Origin of the sequence: Photobacterium andalusiense (assembly GCF_900185625.1) — a bacterium.
In the GTDB taxonomy this organism is placed as follows: Bacteria; Pseudomonadota; Gammaproteobacteria; order Enterobacterales; family Vibrionaceae; genus Photobacterium; species Photobacterium aquimaris.
The window spans coordinates 301831-321624 of sequence record NZ_FYAJ01000003.1; the positions used below are offsets into that span (position 1 = coordinate 301831).

Consider the following 19794-nt stretch of genomic DNA (forward strand, 5'->3'; position numbering starts at 1 on the left):
CCAAACACTATTGCCAATAGATAAGTATATCAGCCATCAATAACTAGATAAAAGAAGCAATTGCGCTAAAGCATTTCTTCCTTTGTCGCCAGTATAAATTAAATACTCTAATCTAATTTTAATAAATGATAAATATCATAAATAATAATATTAAATTAATCATTTATAGATAATTCTTATCACGAATAATTAATTGTTAATAAATGCTATTATTGTTTTTTTTATGACATTAGTATTGAGATTATCGTTTATTTTTGAATGTTTTTTATTTGCCCCTAAAGATGTGATCTATATAGGAATCTTATGAAATTTAGAACTGATATTAACGGCTTACGTGCCTTAGCTGTTATTGCAGTAGTGTTATTCCATTTTAATCCAGCCTGGATTCGTATTCCTGGTGGGTTTGCTGGGGTGGATGTTTTTTTTGTTATCTCTGGTTTTTTAATGACCAGTATTATATTTAGAGGATTAGCAAATAATAAATTCTCTATTATTAAATTTTATATCGCTCGTGCTAATCGTATTATTCCGCCATTAATGGCAATGTGCAGTGTATTATTAATTCTAGGTTGGTTTTACTTAACTCCTGTCGATTATCGAATTTTAGGTAAGCATATTGCGGGTAGTAGTGGCTTTATTTCGAATATTTTTTATTTTAAAGAATCTGGTTATTTTGATGCTGGATCACATGAAAAATGGCTATTACATACATGGTCGCTGTCTGTTGAATGGCAGTTCTATATTATCTACCCTATAGTATTAGTGATTCTTAATAAAATTTTCAAATTAACAACGATTAAAAAAATACTGTTAGTGATTACTGGCTGTGGCTTTCTGTTTAATCTCTATGTTAGTCATCAAAACCCAACCTATGCTTATTTTCTGCTTCCTGTTCGTGGATGGGAGATGATGTTAGGTGGATTAGTGTATCTATATCCAGTCCAACTTAATGAAAAAAATAAAAAATATTGTCAGTGGCTTGGTGTTTTATTAATTATCGCCGCTTATAGTACCATGAGCGAAAAAGACATGTGGCCGGGGTATTTAGCATTAATGCCTGTTGAAGGTGCATTTTTGATCATTCTAGCAAATCGACAGCAAGGCTTTTTTAATAACGTTATTCTACAGCGCATAGGCTTATGGTCATATTCAATTTATTTATGGCATTGGCCGCTGGTAGTGATAGGTTATTACTTGTCTATTCCATATTTTGAATTTATTGGTATTCCGCTATCGGTATTATTAGGGGCTTTAAGTTACCGCTATATTGAAAATCGTAAAATTGCTACTCAATCGGTATCAATACCTCGTCAATTAATAACCTCACTTCCTGTTTGGTTAATTATTGTTGTTGGTGGGCTTGCTGCGGTGGTATTTAAAAATAATGGCTTTGCCGTTGATAGATTTCCTGCGAGTGTTAATAATATCGTCAAAGATATTAAGCCAACACCAAATCGTATTAATTGCCATGTTTATGATTATCAAGATCCTGCTAACGCGTGTGAATATTATGGTAAAAATATCGATTGGGCTGTATTAGGCGATAGCCATGCGATCAGCATTAGTTATGCTTTAGCGAATCGCTTAAAAGCAACAGATCAAGGGTTAAAACATTTTAGTTTTGCTGGTTGTATTCCATCTTATGGTCAAAAGAATAATTTTAGTCATTGCTCTCGATGGTATAACGAAGCGGCTAATTATATTCTGCAAGATAAACAAATTCAAAATGTGGTGTTGATTAATCGATATTCGGCAGGGCTATATGGTGAAAATGAAGGTGTTTATCCACGGTTATCACATCAAAAGACAGCGCAATATGCGGGTATTTTGACGTCATTTGATCGGCTGGTTTTACAATTAGCAAAAACCAAAAAAAATGTTTATGTGATTGAACCCGTACCTGAAATGGGGCGTAGTATTAGTAAGTTATTTTATGAAAATTATTGGCTAGGTAAGCCCGTTAAAAATATTGTATCTATGTCTAGGTCATATTATACCCAGCGTAATCACGATATTTTAAGTCATTTTAAGCAAGCTAAATATCCAGCGAATGTTCATTTTATCAATACCCAGCAAGCGTTTTGTGATAACCGCTATTGTTATGCGGTGCGAGACTCACAGCCTTTGTATCATGATGCGCATCACGCCTCGCAACAAGGAGCTGAGAAAATTGTGTCGCAGATTGTCATTTAGTTTTGTTGTTCATAAAAGAGCAACAATAATCTGCCGTGGAAGGATGAACCCATGGTAACAAAATGGTATTATCTGCGCCCGTTTTACGCCGTGACTCTTGGATAACTTAATGAATTTTGATCGTATTGTCTGTTTTGACCTCGAAATGTGCTGCTGGAATGATGGCCGTACATCGCGAACTGGTGAAATCATCGAAATTGGAGTAGCGGAGCTGGATTTAAATACAGGACGTATTGTACGACGTGCTCAGCATTATGTACGACCTGAACATGATGAAATTTCGCCTTTTTGCAGCGAATTAACCGGAATTAAGCCTGATTTGATTGAAAAAAATGGTAAGCCATTGGCAACTATTTTACGTTCGATTGAACAAAAATTTGGTGGCCGCCATAAAATCTATGCGGCTTGGGGACATGATGATCGTATTTTACACAAAGAGTGCGCAGCCAAAGAGCTAAAAATGCCGTTTCGTGAATATTTAAATTTAGCGACATTATTTAAATTACAGCGCCATGTCACTAATAAGCGTTTAGGGCAACGAGCGGCAATGGAAATTGCTGGGGTGGAATGGGAAGGGCGTCAGCACTCAGGTTATGTTGATGCTTATAACCTGGCTCGATTAGCTGCGACAATGTTTTGTGAAAAAGAGCCACTAACTGACGATAAATAATGATAGCCTGATACATATTCGCTTTACTTTGAAGCCCTAAATTTCTCATTCTGATATAGACAGTGAGAAATTTAGGGTTTTGTTGTTTGAATCGTCGCTAACTATTTAACCAAGCCGCATAAATGTCCGACTAAGCATTTTCTATGTCCGATTACGAATATATGTTTCTCATAGGAAATGACAAAATAGTGTTGTTATCTATTTCAATGTCCTTTATTGAAATGACTGTTTTATCTAAGGCCGACAATGTTCTATTTATTACCTTTTTTTACTGTTGCAATTTGGGCAGGGAATGCCATTGTCAATAAGATGGCATTTAGTGTCATTGATCCTGGGGCGATTTCTTTTTATCGCTGGTTTTTTGCTTTAGTTGCGCTAACCCCTTTTTTAGCTAAGTCTGTGTGGCGCGAACGAGCTGTTATTAAACCTTATCTCACTAAGTTAGCTTTTTTAGGCTTGCTAGGTATGGTGCTTAACCAATCATTAGGCTATTTTGCTGCTGCAACCACCAGTGCGACCAATATTGCATTGATTATTTCATTAGTGCCGTTGGTGAGTATGTTCTTAAGTGTGCCATTATTAGGTCAACGCTTATCTGCTTTTGCTCTGGTTGGTGCGGTTCTATCATTAAGTGGTTTGGTATTAATGCTCAGCCATGGCCACATTAGTAATTTGGTGAGCCAAGGGATTAAACAGGGTGATGGCTTAATGCTGATAGCCGCTGTTGTGTATGCATTATATTGTGTGTTACTTAAACGCTGGAAAATGCCGATCTCAAATTGGCACTCGGTGTATGTGCAGTGTCTCTTTGCTGTAGTGATGTTAACACCATTGTTGTTAACCAGTCATCGTATGGCGATTACTGCAGCAGCAGCGCCGCTGATCATGTATGCCGCATTATTAGCGTCAGTATTAGCGCCATGGTTATGGATGCAAAGTATTGAACGTCTAGGTGCAGATAGAACAGCAATGTTCATGAACCTGTTACCGATTATGGCTGCTGGTATTGCGAGTGTGATGTTAGGTGAGCAGTTACATAGCTACCATTATGTTGGTGGTCTTATGGTATTAACTGGGGTTGCAATGGCACAAAAACGTGTGAAAGCAAACAAACAAGTTGATGCTGTTACTGCCTAATATTGGCCTATATCAGACTCAAATAAAAACGCCGCAATCATGATGATTGCGGCGTTTTTTTGCTATTAAATAATCTAAAGATCTAAATAAAAGCTAACAAGGGTGAAATACATAATAAAACCCCAGTAATAATAATTAGGTTGGTCGCGGTACCTTTATATTTATGTAAGCTTGGCACTTGATAGACTAAATATGCTGGAATTAAGCAGCCAACAATACCAAATATAGGTGAACAGATAGAGGTAAATGAGAGGATCGGTAGGTTTAAAGCAACCGCACCCCACGCGACGAGAATAATAAAAACAGTAGTAAATTTATCGACCAGTTTAGTGTTGATCGCGTGAGTTTCAAATTTACGCTCTAATACGTTCATCGCAAGGCCACGGCAGGCTTCTTTAAAAGCAAGGAATACACCAAAAAAGGATGTAACAACCGCAAAAATATTGATAACAATACCGACAATTGTTGCCCAGCTACCAGGGAAATAATGTGCAATCATTGCCAATGCTGAAATATTTAATTCCATCGCATGCTTAGCTTCGGCTTGGTTTATTGCAAAAGTAAACGACACAGCAAAGAAAAACACGATAACAAATAAAATAGTAAATGCAATTTTCATCGCACGAGTGGCTTTATAACGTGCGACTTCAATCGATTTTTCATGTGAGCGATAAGAAATGACCATCGGGCTCAATGATTGAATGAACAAAATCGATGTAAGGGTAAATGGTAATGTAATAATGGCATTTTTAAGCATTAATCCCCAGTCTTGAACCGGTGTGATATTGGCAAAGCTCCATTGAGGGACTAATAATATTCCCATTACAGCGACCAATAACAAGACTGTGACGGCCATAAATCCCGAGATCTTAAATAAGAACTTTTCACTTTTAGAACCGATATAACTTAATAAGCTAATTAGAGCTAAACCATAAAAAACATTATTATTAAGATGGGTTTTTGTTACACCGAATGAGTGTAGGTAAGAGGCACTATCATTGGTAACGGTTAATGAATAGACCAGTACCCAGATCACTAACATTAAAAAATACAGGATCCCGAGTCCAATGCCCCAGTTTTTTCCGAGGTAGCCTGAAATAACACCCGGATAGTCAGTACATTTTTTCGATTCTGCTAATGTATTAATGAATAATTTTTGGAATAAATACATTGCAGGGTAACCAATTACTGCTGACAGTAAGAATACCCATAACCCCATTACACCCACTTGAACTGGTAAGAATACAATGCCGGCACCCACCGCCATACCAATACTCATCACTATCCAGCCGATGTCGACATTGTCAAATTTGATCGCTTGTCGCCATTGTTCTTGGGTCATATTTGCTTGTACATGCAGCGGTGTGTTGGTCGCTGCTGCTGGAGATATATTGACTGTTTGATTCATATTAATTTCAGCCTGAATAGTTAACCAAATCACAGTATTTGGTTTATTATTTTTGCGGCAAGTGCCGGCCTTTTTTGCGTCTTATTAGAAATATAAAGCAGTCAAACTATAATCAAATAGCAGCATAAATGAGTGTTGGTTGCTCATAAAATGTACTTTAAGTTTATGTTTTTTAAATATTTTAGAGCCACATATCAAAACCAATCATAATATGTAAATGCATAAGATGGTGTAATATAAAAAGCAGTATTGTGCGATTTTTATTAGATCAGACGGTGGTTATTTCTAATAGCGTTTGTATTGTTTATGACTGAATTATTACGCTAATAGAGTGTTTCTTAAATAACTAGAAGTAATTTGATATAACAAAAAAGAATATTTGAAGGGGGTAAAATGCGGTTTTTACTGTTTTTTGCTGATAACTGTACAAGTGGTGCAATATAATCCTCTAGATAAAGCTAAAAAAGCAAATCAGTTACCTTACTTTTTATGTATATCTAGAGGAGTTAGCTACTATATTAGTGAATGTGTGGTTATTTATTAATCATAATATCAAGGATCTGCACATCAGTCTGTGTCATTGAACCATTGGCTAGCATTGATAAGTTACGAATAGTATTGTCGACATCGTGAGCGACAATGCCTTCATTGCCCGTAACGCCAATGCCATCTAATGCCATTAGTGCTGATTTTACGGCAGAGCCTGCGGATGATGATACTTTCATCGCACAGCTGGTTTTGGCACCATCACAGATCATACCAGCAATATCACCAATCATGCTGTTAATGGCTGCGCTGATTTGTTTAATATCGCCACCAAGTAACCATGTCATACCCGCCACAGCGCCCATTGATGCAGTTGTTGCACCGCATAATGCTGATAATTTATTTTGATAACTTTTAATGTAAATCGCCATCAAATGCGACAACATTAATGCACGAATAAGTTGTTCTTCGTCGGCATTAATAAATTCAGCTACTACTACTACTGGCATGGTTGCTGCGATCCCTTGATTGCCTGAGCCTGAATTACTCATTGCAGGTTTCATCGCGCCACCCATACGCGCATCGGAAGCTGCAGCAGTACGAAGTAATACATCAGTTAATAGGCCACCGGCAAGTAAACCGCGTTCCATACTGCGTTTAAATGTCGCGCCAACTTGGAGGCCATAATTACCTTCTAAACCTTCAATTGAAAGGTCGTTGTTAAGTTGATAAGCCTGTTTAATAAACGCAATATCAGCTAACGGTGCCTGGGTTGCAAAATCAAAAATATCTTGTGCAGAGGCATCAGTAAAAGGATTACTTGTAATAGATTTTGTTGTTGATGTCGGTTGTGGATCGGCTATATAGGTTGTGATCCCATCTTCTTCAATCGCTAACACATGGGTATGGCTATTTGCAATCGTCACGCTAGCAGAACGATCGGCACTAAAGATGGTAACTTTTGAATAAAGAATATTGCTGACATTAGCAACACTAACGGTTACCATTTTTTGATCTAACATGTTTTTGGCAATAGCAACATCGTTAGCGGTAAGGTTTTTAAGCACTTCTAATTGTGCATTGCTATCACCAGCCACAGCGCCAGCAGCGGCTGCAATTTCAAGTCCAACCATACCAGTACCTGGAACCGTTACTCCCATACCATTTTTCATTAAATTGGCTGAAACTTGCACATTAATCGCAGTAATATTCTGATAATTTATATTGAGTTTATTGACAGCTATTGCTGCGGCGAGTGCAACAGATACAGGTTCAGTACAACCTAATGCAGGAACAACATCGCGTTTTACAACATCAATAAATGCCGGCCAAAATGTGTGTTTCATTGCAATCACCTAACGATCTATATAAAAGATCAAAAATTACGGATTTAAAGCAAATTTTAATATTTGCCATCTCAATATGTAGCTAACGTTACATGTTAGTTATTGATTGCGAGTATACATTTAGTCGTAAAGAAAAAAATCGTATATTCCTTAGTTATACAAAGGGTATATAGAATATTTTTCTATTTAATTTTCAATAAGTAAAATAATGTTACATTCGTCACACTTTTATTGGTATTATTTTTTATCTGTGACGTAATGAATTTTTATGGTGATGATGAAAATATTATTGTTATTTGACCAAAATATCAGTTTATGGTGGCAGGGAGAGTGACTTTCTAGGTATCATTGTTAGGTAAAGAATGATCTAAAGGCTGAGCCATAATAATGTCAGCCTTTTATTTTCTTTAAAAAAGTAAACGTTTGCGTTGGTAGTAAATGAGGATTAACGACCAATGATAGCGGATTAAAACCAGACAATTATAGGAAGACATCATGTCTGTTGATGACAGTACACATAACACTCTAAATGAATCAACACGAGGTTTAGACCGTTACTTTCAAATATCTGAACGTGGTAGTAGCGTTAAACAAGAACTTATCGCAGGGTTAACCACCTTTTTAGCCATGGTCTATTCGGTAATTGTGGTGCCAAGCATGTTGGGTGCGGCAGGTTTTGATCAAAGTGCAGTATTTATTGCTACCTGTTTAGTCGCGGCTTTTGGTTCATTATTGATGGGGTTATGGGCGCGTCTGCCAATGGCTATTGGATGTGCGATATCATTGACTGCTTTTACTGCATTTAGTTTAGTGCTTGGACAAGGCGTAAGTATTCCGGTTGCATTAGGTGCGGTATTCTTAATGGGCGTGGTGTTTACTTTTATTACTGTTACCGGTATTCGTGGTTGGATCATGAGAAATATGCCAACCGGGATTGCACATGGTACTGGTATCGGTATTGGTTTGTTTTTATTGTTGATTGCCGCTAATGGTGTCGGTTTGGTTATTAAAAATCCTCAAGCGGGCTTACCGGTTGCTTTTGGTGATTTTGTGTCATTGCCAGTGATTATGTCGTTGGTGGGTTTAGCCGCTATTCTTGGGCTTGAAAAACGTCGAGTGCCAGGTGGTATTTTACTGGTGATTATTGCGATTTCTGTGTTTGGATTGATTTTTGATCCTAATGTGAAATACCACGGTTTGTTTGCATTACCAACATTTGGCGGCAACGGTTCATTATTAGGCTCTCTTGATATTATGGGCGCGCTTAATCCAGTTATTTTACCAACAGTATTAGCGTTAGTGATGACGGCTATTTTTGATGCAACGGGTACCATTCGTGCTGTTGCTGGCCAAGCGAATTTATTGACTGAGCGCGGTAATATTATCAGTGGTGGTAAAGCATTAACCGCCGACTCTGTAAGTAGTATTTTTGCAGGTTTTGTCGGTGGCTCACCTGCTGCTGTTTATATTGAATCTGCAGCGGGCACGGCAGCGGGTGGTAAAACCGGTTTGACAGCAACGACGGTGGGGCTGTTATTTGTGCTGATGTTGTTTTTAGCACCGGTAAGTTATTTAGTGCCTTCTTATGCGACTGCACCTGCATTAATGTATGTCGGTTTATTAATGCTGAGTAATGTTAGTAAGCTGGATATGAATGACTCTGTTGATGCGCTATCGGGGTTATTATGTGCAGTTTTCATCGTTCTTACGGGTAATATTGTTACCGGTATAATGCTTGGCTTTGTGAGTTTAGTAATTGGGCGAGTGGTATCGGGTGATTTTAAACGCCTCAATATCGGTACTGTTATTATTGCGATAGCACTTGTGGTCTTTTATGCTGGCGGTTGGGCTATTTAAATACCGACTGATCTGTATTGATAATTAACCCGCGATCTTTCGCGGGTTTTTTGTATCTAAAATTCTACACGGGTGTTTTTTTTATCAATACTCAAGCGTAAACTTTTGGTATATATCTTTTATTATTATAACTATTGAAAGGGTTATTTATGAAAAAAACCTTATTAGCGTTGGTTGTTGCTATTGGATTTAGCCAAGCTGCCAATGCCTGTACAGGGATCACATTAGCAACGACAGGCAATGATCATATTCAAGCACGTACCATTGAATGGGGACACAGTAATCTCAACAGTAAATTAATTATTGCACCGCGTGATTATTCTTATACCTCAACCATGCCTGATCATAAATCGGGGTTAACGTGGGTAAGTAAATATGGTTTTGCTGGCATATCTGTTAGTGATGATAAGTTTATTGCCGAAGGGATCAATGAAAAGGGCTTAACAGCAGGGTTATTTTATTTCCGTGGTTATGGATCGCTAGCCACTTATGATCCCAAACAGACCGCTAATAATATCAATGATATGGACTTTGTACGTTGGATGTTAAGTCAATACTCAACGGTAGCTGAAGTTGAAGCGGCATTGAGTAAAATTAAGATAGTTACTGTTTATTTTGATGAAAAAGGCCAGCCATCACCTACTGCACATTGGCGAGTGTCTGATAAACAGGGCAACAGTATTGTGATTGAAATTATGGATCACGGTAAGATTAATATTCACAAAAATACCGCTAAAGTGCTAACTAACTCGCCTGATTATAATTGGCAAGTGACCAATCTTAATAACTATATCAATTTACATCCAGGTATTAGTAAGCCACAGCAGATTAATGGAGTAGAAGCGCAGTCTTTTGGCGTTGGTTCTAATTTTGTAGGTTTACCTGGTGATATTTCACCACCGTCACGGTTTGTTCGTGCTGCATTTTACGTTAATAGCGCACCAATTTTAAAAACAGCACAGCAGGCAGTATCACAAGCATTTCATATTCTAAATAATTTTGATATTCCAATTGGAAGTGAGTTTAACGATAAAGCCCATATTCCCGATCTACCAAGTGCGACTCAGTGGACATCAGTTATTGATCAGAATAATGGCGAGTTGTACTACAAAACAATGTACAACAGCACCATCCGCCGAGTTGACTTAGCAACACTTAACTTCAATGCTAAACAAGAATATATTCAAGCGCTAGATAATGGTAAATTTAGCTATCAGAATGTAGCTGTTAAATAACCAAAAGCTAGCATAATCGTAATCAAAAAGACTCTCACTCATGAATATTAATGAGTGAGAGTCAGTTTACACGCTAGCTTTTTTGCGATTAAGCGGGTTGAACTTTTGATTCAGGCGGCGCTTTATGAATTAATAGATAAACCGCAATACCTACAAATATAATAATAAAATAATCCAGTAGCCCATGTGGAACAGACATAAAAGGATGAGCAAATAAAGGGCTGAGGACTGCACCAATACTAAAAGCAAAGAACATAATTTGAGCATTAGCAAATAACAGCTCATCATTCAGGGATTGTGTGGATTGCGCAATGGCTATTGGGTATAAGGCAAAAATAGCGTTGCCAAATAGGGTGCTGCAAGTAAACAGTATTATTGTATTTTCAGTGAATTGAAAACCTAGCATAGTAGCAATACCTACTGCGCTAAATATAATAATAGATTGTGGTTTAGTTACTCTGGTTTGAATGACTTTTGCTATCGGTTTTGTCAATATGCCACCAATAATAATACTCATCATAAAATAGCTAGCTTGGTGGTGATCATAACCACAATTATGGAGTTCTAATGGCATTAAACCATATAAAGAACCTAAAATTAGCCCAGAAGCTAGACAACCCAATAAGCTTTGAATATTAATTTTTCCCATAATTTCTAAATTTATTTTAGTTGCTTTAGTTATTATTGGTGTCGATTTACACATCACCATTAATGGTATCAGTGAACAAATAATCATTATAGAAATAGCAATAAAAGGCGTATAGCCTTTGGTTCCCGTAATACTAACTCCTGTTTGACCAAGGGCGCGTCCTAAACATAATACTGCAGTATTGGTTGCTAATCGTGCTGCTTGTTGCGATTTTGGTGTAACTAATAATAGCCATGATTCGCATGAAATATAAATACCAGCAACCGCTATTCCTGCAAAAAAGCGACAGATTAACCAAATAGAAATATTAGGATAGATCGCTAAAATAGTTACTGTTATTAAATATAAGCAGATAAAGAATAAAATTCCTCGTTTAAATTGCAGTTTATTGATAATGGGTTTTGTTAAGAATATGCCTAGCAGTACACCTAAGTAAAAAATACTGGTGAGATCGCGTGCAAAAGATTGATCAAATCCAAAATGCTTAAAAGTAAACGGTAAAATACTCATTAAAAAGGCTGTACCGATTGAAAACAGCCCTAGAGAAAATAAGACCCCATTATAACTTGTATATTTGAGGTGATTCTCTGTAATCCTTGTCATTAACCCTTCCATCTATAGAAAAAACTTATTGATTTTAGGTCTTTATTGGGTGAATTTTCTACTTTTAACGTAATAAATGTAATATATGTGAGACATTGGTTACATAAAGTGGTTTTTTAATATAACTATTTTTTATATTTAATTGGGGTTGGCTATGTTTGGTTGCAGACAAATACCCATGACTTATATAAGCCTTTTGCTGGCAATAATGTGCTGATGTGGTGATTAATTCACCTAGTTAGACAGTTTTGATGTGTTGAAGTGATCAAAAATGGAAACTTGCTTTTCGAGATCTATCGTTTGTCTAAGTTTATAAATTAAATAAAAAAACATCGAAATATAGACAAAGTATCAAAATACTGTCATTTAATTGTTTAAAAGCGACGCTTGTGCTTAATTTTGTTTAAAAACAATATGTTGGTGTTTAGCTATGATATTGAAGTCGTGATCTTAATATGGGATAGAGGCTTTAATAACCATTTTTAATAATAGTGATTTTTAATGCACTCTATTTGTGTATCTAACGTTGCAATTTACGTAGGATGACAATTAATTTAATGCTGGTAGATTCGATTGCAAGGCAAATGAGTTTATGTTTTTGCCATTATTAATTAATGCTGGGGTTTATTATGAAAGTAGTTATTGAAATTTTAGAATCAGGTACATACCGAGATCAAGCATGGGAAGGTACTTTTTTATCAACGAAAGGCGAGCTACGTGCAGTTACACCTTCTTATGCAGCACAATTGATTGGCGAAGCAAAAGCTGCGCTTTCTTTAGATGAACAAGGGGAAATAAGGTTTGCATAATTACCTATACGGTACCAATGATTAAAAATGGCGTTTCTATTAGTAAAAATAGAAACGCCATTTTTATTACAAACAAAGAAACGTTGATCGTATTTACAATGTAAATCTTATTTTAATCAATGTGTTATTTGAAATTTATTGTCGAGAAATGCGGGTTTTTTGTAATCGCCATCATTGATACTAGATTATCTAATATGACGGGCTGTTGGTGCTGCTCAACCAATAACATCATACATTCCTCACGATTTTGATTATAAAATGTATCGTGAGCAATACCTATCATCTCACTACCATCGCTCAAGATGAGTTTTATCGTCAAATGATGCATACATGCTATTTCGATATAATCATGTTGGTGGCAATTTAGCATTGTATTATCCTCGCAGTATCAATAATCAGATAAAAAGTTAAAATCAAGATGTTATCTAAATAGCTCTAAAATATTATGGATAAAGGTTAGTAACATACCTAAAAAATCCATTATCCCTGCAATCAATAAAAGCATCGTCATATCTAATCTTTTACAAATAATATAAACAATAGCAAAAGAGAAGATTAAATAGATCCTCTCTTTATCCTTTAATGGTATTTATTTTAAATGCTGAAAAATTAATTGGCCAATATTGGCGATGGTGGTATTGAGTTCCGCCATTGGTTTACCCGTTTGTGCTAAATAAATACTGATCATGATCGGCTGCTTACCTTGCTGCCATACTGCCGCAGTAATACCTCGTGAACCATACGTACTGTCATAGCCAGAACGATCGGCAATATGCCAGCCCGCGGGTAGGACTGCACGGAGTAATGGATCTGAGACTTTATTGTCCATCATCCATTGCTTTAACTGCGCACGAGCACTTGTTGATAACGCATCTGTATATAGAAGATGATATAAGGTTGAATTTATCGCGATAGGGGTAGTGGTATCGCGCAGTTCTGCAGCACTGACATTATTAACATTAGGCTCGATTCTATCAAGGCGCGTGATTTTGTCATCAAGAGTACGAATAAATTGCGTGACACTCTTAGGTCCACCAATATTATTAAGCACAAGATTAGCAGCAGTGTTATCACTGGTTAGCATGGTTGCATTACACAATTGAGCTAACGTCATGCTCTTACCAACACGATTGGTTGTGACTGGCGCATAGCTTAAAATATCACTTTGTTTAATCGTGATTGCTTGGTTTAAGTCAATACGCTGAGTATCAGCTTGATGTAATAAGTCGGCACAGGCTAAAGTTTTAAAAGTACTCATCATTGGCACACGCTGTTCACCATGGTAACTCCAACTGGTATTGGTATTGGCGTTATATACAGCGACAGCAACTGTTCCACCTAGTTGGTGCTCGATTTTCGCTAGCTCGGGGCTAATTTGGCTAATTTGTGCTGATGCTAACTGGCTAAAAGAGAGTAACAGTGCGCTAGTGATAATGCGTAGCTTCATAAACAATGCTCTGATGTTAATAATTGAAGCTGAATTGTACTTAATAATTCGATGATGCGAACCAATATGAGAGCCAATAGTGTAATAAGTAATGATAAATGTATTTGTTGTGAACTTTTTGCTTAAAAAATGGCTAGTTAGAACTTTTTTATGTTTTTTTGCTTTACAGTTGCCGCTGAGAACTATAATATTCACCGCACTTACGGAGAGATGGCTGAGTGGTTGAAAGCACCGGTCTTGAAAACCGGCATACGTTTATAGCGTATCTAGGGTTCAAATCCCTATCTCTCCGCCAATTTTAATTGTTGAGCTTAGGCTCTGCAATAAAAAAGAAATTAGTGTGCCGACTTAGCTCAGTAGGTAGAGCAACTGACTTGTAATCAGTAGGTCACCAGTTCGACTCCGGTAGTCGGCACCATTAAATTTCGGTGGGATTCCCGAGTGGCCAAAGGGAGCAGATTGTAAATCTGCCGGCACTGCCTTCGAAGGTTCGAATCCTTCTCCCACCACCATAATTTGTAAAGATACATCGCAGGTATCGTATAATGGCTATTACTCCAGCCTTCCAAGCTTGAGATGCGGGTTCGATTCCCGCTACCTGCTCCAAACAATTCCCTCTTAGTTCAGTTGGTAGAACGCCGGACTGTTAATCCGTATGTCACTGGTTCAAGTCCAGTAGAGGGAGCCAAATAGAGAAGCCCGCAAGAAATTGCGGGCTTTTTTACGTCTAAAATTTGGGGGAAAGTGGTTTTTTATTCAATGCTTGTTATTGTTTACTATCCTCGTTGCTAGCGTTAGATACCAGATACTTAAAACGTCATAATTTAGTCATATTATTTTCATATAATTACAAGAAGATAAGTTACCTTATTAAATAAATGTCTAATTAATTATGAAAAAGCACCTTTTCCTTATCAGTCTATTAATCAATTGTACGTCAGTATTTGCTATACCAAACTTTTCAAAAATTGATACCTATACAATAAAATCGGAGCAAGACTATCTTGCTGCTACTCCTGCTAAAAATCAAAATGGCACTATTAATGCCATCATTGAAATTCCGACAGGAAGCAATGAAAAATGGGAAGTAAGCAAGGTTGATGGTTCAGTAATCAATTGGGAATTTAAAAATGGACAACCACGTATTGTTCATTATCTTGGTTATCCAAGCAACTATGGCACGATTCCACATACGTCATTACCAAAATCTTTGGGTGGTGATGGTGATCCATTAGATGTTTTAGTTCTCGGCTCTGCAATGGTTCAGGGAAGTATTGTACAAGTTCGCTTAATCGGAGGCTTAAAAATGCTTGATGATGGTGAACAAGATGATAAGTTGCTTGCTGTACCTATTTCAGAACAATCTCCATTTAAAAAAATAACCTCGATAAAAGAACTACAACAGCATTTTCCTGGTGTGTTAGCGATCATTGAAACATGGTTCTCCAATTATAAAGGATCTGATGCCAAGGTTGTTATCCAAGGTAGTTTATCTAAGCAAGAAGCATTAGATGTTTTAGATAAAGCCATTAAAAATTATAAATTAGATTAGATTAGATTAGATTAGATTTTTATATTATTGCTATGGAATTAAGTTAGAGTCACTCTGTAGCGACTTTTATTTTTTCAATTATATAAATTGGTTGTAATAAAACGTATCAGATTTATTAAGATGTTTTTTACGCATTTTTATTTGATATGCATCTAAGTTTTTAAAAAATTAATCACGTAAGTAAGTCGAGGAGGTTTTTTTACTTATAATCTTCTACAACTAAAATTAATCTTATTAGATGGTTAGGTATGGTTGTGGAGACAGTTACCTCTAAAATATCAACATCGCAATTAGCGAAAGCAAAAGGTTTAGCAGCTAGAAATTTATTTAATGAGTTAGCCGAAGCTGGTTATATAACCCGCGATAATAAAGAATGGCTGTTAACCGATATTGGTAAAGCTGCGCAAGGTGAGTATAAACAATCCTCTCAGTTTGGACAGTATATTGTATGGCCTAAAGAATTAGAAATTATCACAGCACCATCATTTGATAGTAAAAAACTATCAGCAACTCAAATAAGTGCGCATTTTAATTTAACATCACAAAAGATAAACCAAATACTGGATGAACTTGGCTGGATAAACAAAGCCGTGAAAGGTTGGAAAGTCAGTCAATCAGGCTCTCGATTAGGTGGTATTCAAAAAGAAGATTCGCGCACAGGTGTTCCCTATGTGGTATGGGATGAAACAGTGCTAACGAACAGTAGTTTAAAACATTCAGTTAATGAAATTACTGGTATTAATGCTGAAGTTAAAAGTACCGATAATTCAGTATCAAACTTTAGACAAAAATTTGAGGCTAAGCATCGCTCAGCTGATGGTCATTATGTTCGTTCTAAAGCCGAAATGTTAATTGATAATTGGCTTTACATGGCTGGGATTGTTCATGCTTATGAGCGAAAACTACCCATTGAAGAAGATTTATATTGTGATTTTTATCTGCCAACGGGAAAAGTATATATTGAATTTTGGGGATTAGAAGACGATCCTAAATATGCTAACCGTAAGAAAATCAAACAAGATCTGTATGCGAAATATGGATTCAATCTAATTGAACTTAATGATAACGATGTTCAGAATTTAGATGATGTACTACCTCGTATGTTGTTAAAATTCGATATTAAAGCCTATTAATCCTTAGGAAGAGTTTGCTCTTCCTTTTTTATTTTTTAGCAACTTACTTTATTTCCTATCGAGTATTTCAATCAGTTGCAGTAATATTAATCTATTCTGTTTCTCGATTGAATGTCATGTCAAAAACCATTGATTTTTATCATCAAAATGCCCAGATTCTGAGTGAGCAATATCTGTCACTTACTTTTGAACAAGTGCATCAAAATTGGCAAGCTCATTGGCCTGCGAGTTCATCGAAACATGTTTTAAAAGTACTTGATATCGGTGCAGGGGCTGGCCGCGATGCGCTGTGGTTTGCAAAGCATCATTGTGATGTTTATGCGATTGAGCCTGCTGATGATCTGCGTGAACAAGGTAAAAAATATTCTCAGCAGTATGTCGATAAGATCACTTGGCTAGATGATCAATTACCAGAGCTAAACAGCATTATTGAGCTTGGGATTCGCTTTGATTGTATTTTGTTATCTGCTGTTTGGATGCACCTTTCGCCAGCTGTCCGTAAACGCGCTTTTCGTAAATTATCGAATCTACTTGCACCAAGTGGAAAGCTTGTGATCTCGCTGCGTTATGGTGATTTTAGTGATGCTAGAAAAGCCTATGATGTTAGTGTAGAAGAGCTTGAACTGTTAGCACAGCAACATGCCCTGCAAGTTAATGTAATTTCTGAACTTGATACCGATGAATTAGGTCGTAACAGCGTCCAATGGCAAACCGTTGTGATGCAACTTCCTGATGATGGCAGTGGCGATTTAATTAAAGTTAGGCAAATTATTGTTAATGACGCTAAATCAGCCACCTATAAATTGGCGCTCTTACGGACTCTTTTGCACATTGCAGATGCACACCCTGGTGCAGTTCGTAGTCGTGAAGATAATAAAGTCCGTTTGCCACTAGGATTAGTTGCTCTTTATTGGATACGGCAATTTAAACGTTTAATAGATATTGATATCGATGGTGCTGGTATTCAACAAACTAGCGACAGTAAAAAAGGGTTAGGTTTTGTGAAACCACAAGGCTGGAACAAACTTACACATCTTAGTGCTGATGATTTATCAATAGGAGCATTGTTTGTTGGTGATGAAGCCAAAGCGCTTCAAACGGCAATTCGAGATACTTTAAAAACTATTCAAGATGGCCCTGTTACTTTTATTTATCAAGGGGCTAAAAATAATACGCTATTTCAGATGGAACGAGAAAGAGTACCAACAAAAGATACCTTTGTGCTTGAACTTGGATCGTTAGCTGAATTTGGCCATTTTGTGCTCGATGAAAGCTTATGGGAATGTTTGCGTTTATATAGCAGCTGGATAGAACCATTAGTCGTGAATCAATGGATAGCGGAAATGCGGCGTTATAAGTTAAATGAAGCGCGGGGCATTGCGCTACAAACCTATTACGATTGTCTAAAATGGATAGATGAAAGCCATGATACCCGTGGTGTTCGCTATAAAATTACCGCTTTACAGCAAAATGGTATTGAGTTGGAAAGTGTGTGGAGTGGCAAACGCTTACAAGCTGATTATCAAGTGGATCACTGCCTACCATTTGCCTATTGGCCGAATAATGATAAATGGAATTTATTACCAGCCAGCAAAATCGAGAATAACCAAAAACGTGCACGAGTACCGACTCGACGTCGCTTAATTGATTCGAGAGCACGTATTGTCAATTGGTGGCAACTGGCATGGCAAACCGAACAAGAGCAAAAACGCTTTTTTGATGAAGCGGTATTATCACTGCCTCATTTACCGTTAGGATGTCATAATTTTGATGATGTGTTTGAAGCGATGGGATTACAAGTTAATGGTGTCAAAAGTCGATTGCTTGTTGGTGAGTGGTAGCGAAGAAATAAAATACATATAAAAACCGCCTTACTCACTTAATGTTTAAAGGATTAAGGCGGTTTTTAGAACGATTATGCAAATATCTGGCTAATAAATAAAAACACACTCACAAGCATAGTCATAGTGCTATATTTCGAGACTTGCTTCACGGTTAGTTTAGTTAGCTTTGGTGCAAAAAGATTAACTAAGATACTGATATTACAAAAAATGAAGACACCATAGGTTTTTATATCTATATCGTGAGTTTTTAATAATTTTATTTGCGCTAAAATTAATATCACATTGAATGTAATACTAAGTACTCGCGTTATTTGAAATTGTGGTGTTTTAAATTCATTTTTTGAGTCACTTTCACTTGCTTTGATGAGGTCGTTATCTGGTTGACTCATTAATATTACTTCCTGATATAAAAGGGATCATTGTTGTTTGGCTTCGCAATAATATCGTTAATGATAACTGCTAGTGAGCAACAGGTTTTTAAATCGTAATACCATGATTGCACAGCAGCCAAGGTTGTGCAATTGCCGCCAAAGCGAACTTAACTTGCACTAAATCGGTTAATGCTTAATGTACACAAATATATATAGGATACAGATAGTATATTGATTGATGATATTTCCGTTACTTATTAGGGAAATAAGCAATCTAAGTGATGGAAATAATGATACCCGACCAGGTTGGTCGGGTAGTGGGGGATTATTTACAAGGTACTAATTTGAGGGTAAAGTTTTCACCAGCTGTTGTTGGCGGTGAATAACGTAAATAGCAATTGTCTGTTTTTAATTCAGCAACAGTACCATTAGGTTTTGTATTCTTAGTTGCGGTAATGATCATTGAATGGGAATAGGTATTGTCTGTTGAGATAATCGTTGTCCAATCATATCCAGTACCATATTGGGATGTATTATTTTGACCAAGGTTTTCGACTAAAATATGCAGTGTCATATTATCGATGCTTGGGTAACCATAACTAAATTGGCAATATGAAGTCATGCCTATTTTACATTGTGGAAACGGTAAATTGGTTGATTCTGTGGCATCCGTTCGTGGTGCATTAGTGACATATTGTTGGTTTTCTAATCCGGCAATCGCCATTTTGCTATAACCCATTTTAAGTCCGGAATTAACGGCTGCTTCTAGGCCTTTTAATGCGGCATTATTGGCATCTTTTTGAGTGTTGAGAAAACGGGGCATAGCAACAACAGCTAAAATCCCGAGAATAATAATAACGACAATGAGCTCAATAAGGGTAAATCCATTTTTTTTCATATTCAGTTTAGGCGAGTATATTTGCGGTAAGAGTATAAGTGGCGGATTGTGTTTTTTAGTCGCAGTAGTGTCAATCTTTATAGGTATTATTTAGTTATTGTTGTGTAGTCGTACACGGTTTTCAAAAATATATTTAATTTGCTAAAATGAATGAGT

The 19794-nt window shown here is 36.7% G+C and carries 16 protein-coding genes and 5 tRNA genes; 14 read left to right on the top strand and 7 right to left on the bottom strand.

Going from position 1 to position 19794, the window contains the following annotated elements; genetic code table 11:
• Nucleotides 1-303: 303 nt before the first annotated feature.
• From PAND9192_RS10420 to PAND9192_RS10430, 3 genes are all read left to right on the top strand, one after another.
• Nucleotides 304-2193 carry an acyltransferase family protein gene (locus tag PAND9192_RS10420; RefSeq protein WP_087853755.1) on the top strand — a complete coding sequence of 630 codons (1890 nt, stop codon included), beginning with the start codon at nucleotides 304-306 and terminating at the stop codon, nucleotides 2191-2193.
• 109 nt (nucleotides 2194-2302) lie between these two features.
• The gene (locus PAND9192_RS10425) at nucleotides 2303-2863 is read left to right on the top strand and encodes a 3'-5' exonuclease (protein ID WP_087853756.1); all 561 of its coding nucleotides are present in this window, start codon (nucleotides 2303-2305) and stop codon (nucleotides 2861-2863) included.
• Nucleotides 2864-3109: 246 nt separating this feature from the next.
• Nucleotides 3110-4000 (top strand): DMT family transporter, encoded by an 891-nt coding sequence (locus PAND9192_RS10430; RefSeq protein ID WP_087853757.1) that lies wholly within the window; start codon nucleotides 3110-3112, stop codon nucleotides 3998-4000.
• A gap of 82 nt (nucleotides 4001-4082) precedes the next feature.
• Here the strand turns inward: PAND9192_RS10430 and PAND9192_RS10435 are convergent, their stop codons facing one another.
• Nucleotides 4083-5408: an SLC5/6 family protein gene (locus PAND9192_RS10435; RefSeq protein WP_159458233.1), complete on the bottom strand. Its 1326-nt coding sequence runs from the start codon at nucleotides 5406-5408 to the stop codon at nucleotides 4083-4085.
• A gap of 533 nt (nucleotides 5409-5941) precedes the next feature.
• Entirely contained in the window at nucleotides 5942-7240 is a 1299-nt protein-coding gene (locus PAND9192_RS10440) for an L-cysteine desulfidase family protein (RefSeq protein WP_087853758.1), read from the bottom strand.
• Between the two features lie 495 nt (nucleotides 7241-7735).
• Here PAND9192_RS10440 and PAND9192_RS10445 point away from each other — a divergent pair, with 495 nt between their 5' ends.
• On the top strand, nucleotides 7736-9097 hold the full coding sequence (locus tag PAND9192_RS10445; protein ID WP_087853759.1) for an NCS2 family permease: 1362 nt from the start codon (nucleotides 7736-7738) through the stop codon (nucleotides 9095-9097).
• A gap of 149 nt (nucleotides 9098-9246) precedes the next feature.
• The gene (locus PAND9192_RS10450; RefSeq protein WP_087853760.1) at nucleotides 9247-10332 is read left to right on the top strand and encodes a linear amide C-N hydrolase; all 1086 of its coding nucleotides are present in this window, start codon (nucleotides 9247-9249) and stop codon (nucleotides 10330-10332) included.
• An 88-nt stretch (nucleotides 10333-10420) separates the two neighbouring features.
• Here PAND9192_RS10450 and PAND9192_RS10455 read toward each other — a convergent pair whose 3' ends face one another.
• Nucleotides 10421-11584, bottom strand: coding sequence for an MFS transporter (locus tag PAND9192_RS10455; RefSeq protein ID WP_159458234.1), 1164 nt, complete (start codon nucleotides 11582-11584; stop codon nucleotides 10421-10423).
• Between the two features lie 629 nt (nucleotides 11585-12213).
• On the opposite strand from PAND9192_RS10455, the gene PAND9192_RS10460 reads away from it, so the two are divergent.
• Complete coding sequence (locus tag PAND9192_RS10460; RefSeq protein ID WP_060996904.1) at nucleotides 12214-12393, top strand: hypothetical protein; 180 nt, start codon at nucleotides 12214-12216, stop codon at nucleotides 12391-12393.
• 124 nt (nucleotides 12394-12517) lie between these two features.
• Here PAND9192_RS10460 and PAND9192_RS10465 read toward each other — a convergent pair whose 3' ends face one another.
• Nucleotides 12518-12763, bottom strand: a complete 246-nt coding sequence (locus tag PAND9192_RS10465; RefSeq protein ID WP_087853762.1) for a Rho-binding antiterminator — start codon at nucleotides 12761-12763, stop codon at nucleotides 12518-12520.
• Between the two features lie 219 nt (nucleotides 12764-12982).
• On the bottom strand, nucleotides 12983-13840 hold the full coding sequence (gene bla, locus PAND9192_RS10470) for a class A beta-lactamase (protein ID WP_087853763.1): 858 nt from the start codon (nucleotides 13838-13840) through the stop codon (nucleotides 12983-12985).
• 204 nt (nucleotides 13841-14044) lie between these two features.
• On the opposite strand from bla, the gene PAND9192_RS10475 reads away from it, so the two are divergent.
• The 8 genes from PAND9192_RS10475 (at nucleotide 14045) to PAND9192_RS10510 (ending at nucleotide 18366) form a co-directional block, all read left to right on the top strand.
• Nucleotides 14045-14135: transfer RNA gene (locus PAND9192_RS10475), tRNA-Ser, on the top strand.
• Between the two features lie 47 nt (nucleotides 14136-14182).
• A tRNA-Thr gene (locus PAND9192_RS10480) sits at nucleotides 14183-14258 on the top strand.
• Nucleotides 14259-14267: 9 nt separating this feature from the next.
• Nucleotides 14268-14352, top strand: a tRNA-Tyr gene (locus tag PAND9192_RS10485).
• A gap of 19 nt (nucleotides 14353-14371) precedes the next feature.
• Nucleotides 14372-14446, top strand: a tRNA-Gly gene (locus tag PAND9192_RS10490).
• A 6-nt stretch (nucleotides 14447-14452) separates the two neighbouring features.
• Nucleotides 14453-14528: transfer RNA gene (locus PAND9192_RS10495), tRNA-Asn, on the top strand.
• Between the two features lie 204 nt (nucleotides 14529-14732).
• A complete protein-coding gene (locus tag PAND9192_RS10500) occupies nucleotides 14733-15392 on the top strand; it encodes an inorganic diphosphatase (protein WP_087853764.1) in 660 nt (219 codons plus the stop codon).
• Nucleotides 15393-15646: 254 nt separating this feature from the next.
• Complete coding sequence (locus PAND9192_RS10505) at nucleotides 15647-16525, top strand: glycerol kinase (protein ID WP_234999069.1); 879 nt, start codon at nucleotides 15647-15649, stop codon at nucleotides 16523-16525.
• A gap of 116 nt (nucleotides 16526-16641) precedes the next feature.
• On the top strand, nucleotides 16642-18366 hold the full coding sequence (locus PAND9192_RS10510) for a class I SAM-dependent methyltransferase (protein WP_087853766.1): 1725 nt from the start codon (nucleotides 16642-16644) through the stop codon (nucleotides 18364-18366).
• 74 nt (nucleotides 18367-18440) lie between these two features.
• On the opposite strand, the gene PAND9192_RS10515 is transcribed toward PAND9192_RS10510, so the two are convergent.
• On the bottom strand, nucleotides 18441-18758 hold the full coding sequence (locus tag PAND9192_RS10515) for a hypothetical protein (RefSeq protein ID WP_060997274.1): 318 nt from the start codon (nucleotides 18756-18758) through the stop codon (nucleotides 18441-18443).
• 307 nt (nucleotides 18759-19065) lie between these two features.
• Nucleotides 19066-19638, bottom strand: coding sequence for a prepilin-type N-terminal cleavage/methylation domain-containing protein (locus tag PAND9192_RS20945; protein ID WP_087853767.1), 573 nt, complete (start codon nucleotides 19636-19638; stop codon nucleotides 19066-19068).
• Nucleotides 19639-19794: the final 156 nt, after the last annotated feature.

Coding starts and splice junctions, on each gene's coding strand:
- PAND9192_RS10500 (WP_087853764.1), top strand. CDS start 14,733: ATGAAAAAGCACCTTTTCCTTATCAGTCTATTAATCAATTGTACGTCA.
- PAND9192_RS10425 (WP_087853756.1), top strand. CDS start 2,303: ATGAATTTTGATCGTATTGTCTGTTTTGACCTCGAAATGTGCTGCTGG.
- PAND9192_RS10440 (WP_087853758.1), bottom strand. CDS start 7,240: ATGAAACACACATTTTGGCCGGCATTTATTGATGTTGTAAAACGCGAT.
- PAND9192_RS10465 (WP_087853762.1), bottom strand. CDS start 12,763: ATGCTAAATTGCCACCAACATGATTATATCGAAATAGCATGTATGCAT.
- PAND9192_RS10460 (WP_060996904.1), top strand. CDS start 12,214: ATGAAAGTAGTTATTGAAATTTTAGAATCAGGTACATACCGAGATCAA.
- PAND9192_RS10435 (WP_159458233.1), bottom strand. CDS start 5,408: ATGAATCAAACAGTCAATATATCTCCAGCAGCAGCGACCAACACACCG.
- PAND9192_RS10510 (WP_087853766.1), top strand. CDS start 16,642: ATGTCAAAAACCATTGATTTTTATCATCAAAATGCCCAGATTCTGAGT.
- PAND9192_RS10445 (WP_087853759.1), top strand. CDS start 7,736: ATGTCTGTTGATGACAGTACACATAACACTCTAAATGAATCAACACGA.
- PAND9192_RS10515 (WP_060997274.1), bottom strand. CDS start 18,758: ATGAGTCAACCAGATAACGACCTCATCAAAGCAAGTGAAAGTGACTCA.
- PAND9192_RS10430 (WP_087853757.1), top strand. CDS start 3,110: ATGTTCTATTTATTACCTTTTTTTACTGTTGCAATTTGGGCAGGGAAT.
- PAND9192_RS10450 (WP_087853760.1), top strand. CDS start 9,247: ATGAAAAAAACCTTATTAGCGTTGGTTGTTGCTATTGGATTTAGCCAA.
- PAND9192_RS10455 (WP_159458234.1), bottom strand. CDS start 11,584: ATGACAAGGATTACAGAGAATCACCTCAAATATACAAGTTATAATGGG.
- bla (WP_087853763.1), bottom strand. CDS start 13,840: ATGAAGCTACGCATTATCACTAGCGCACTGTTACTCTCTTTTAGCCAG.
- PAND9192_RS10420 (WP_087853755.1), top strand. CDS start 304: ATGAAATTTAGAACTGATATTAACGGCTTACGTGCCTTAGCTGTTATT.
- PAND9192_RS20945 (WP_087853767.1), bottom strand. CDS start 19,638: ATGAAAAAAAATGGATTTACCCTTATTGAGCTCATTGTCGTTATTATT.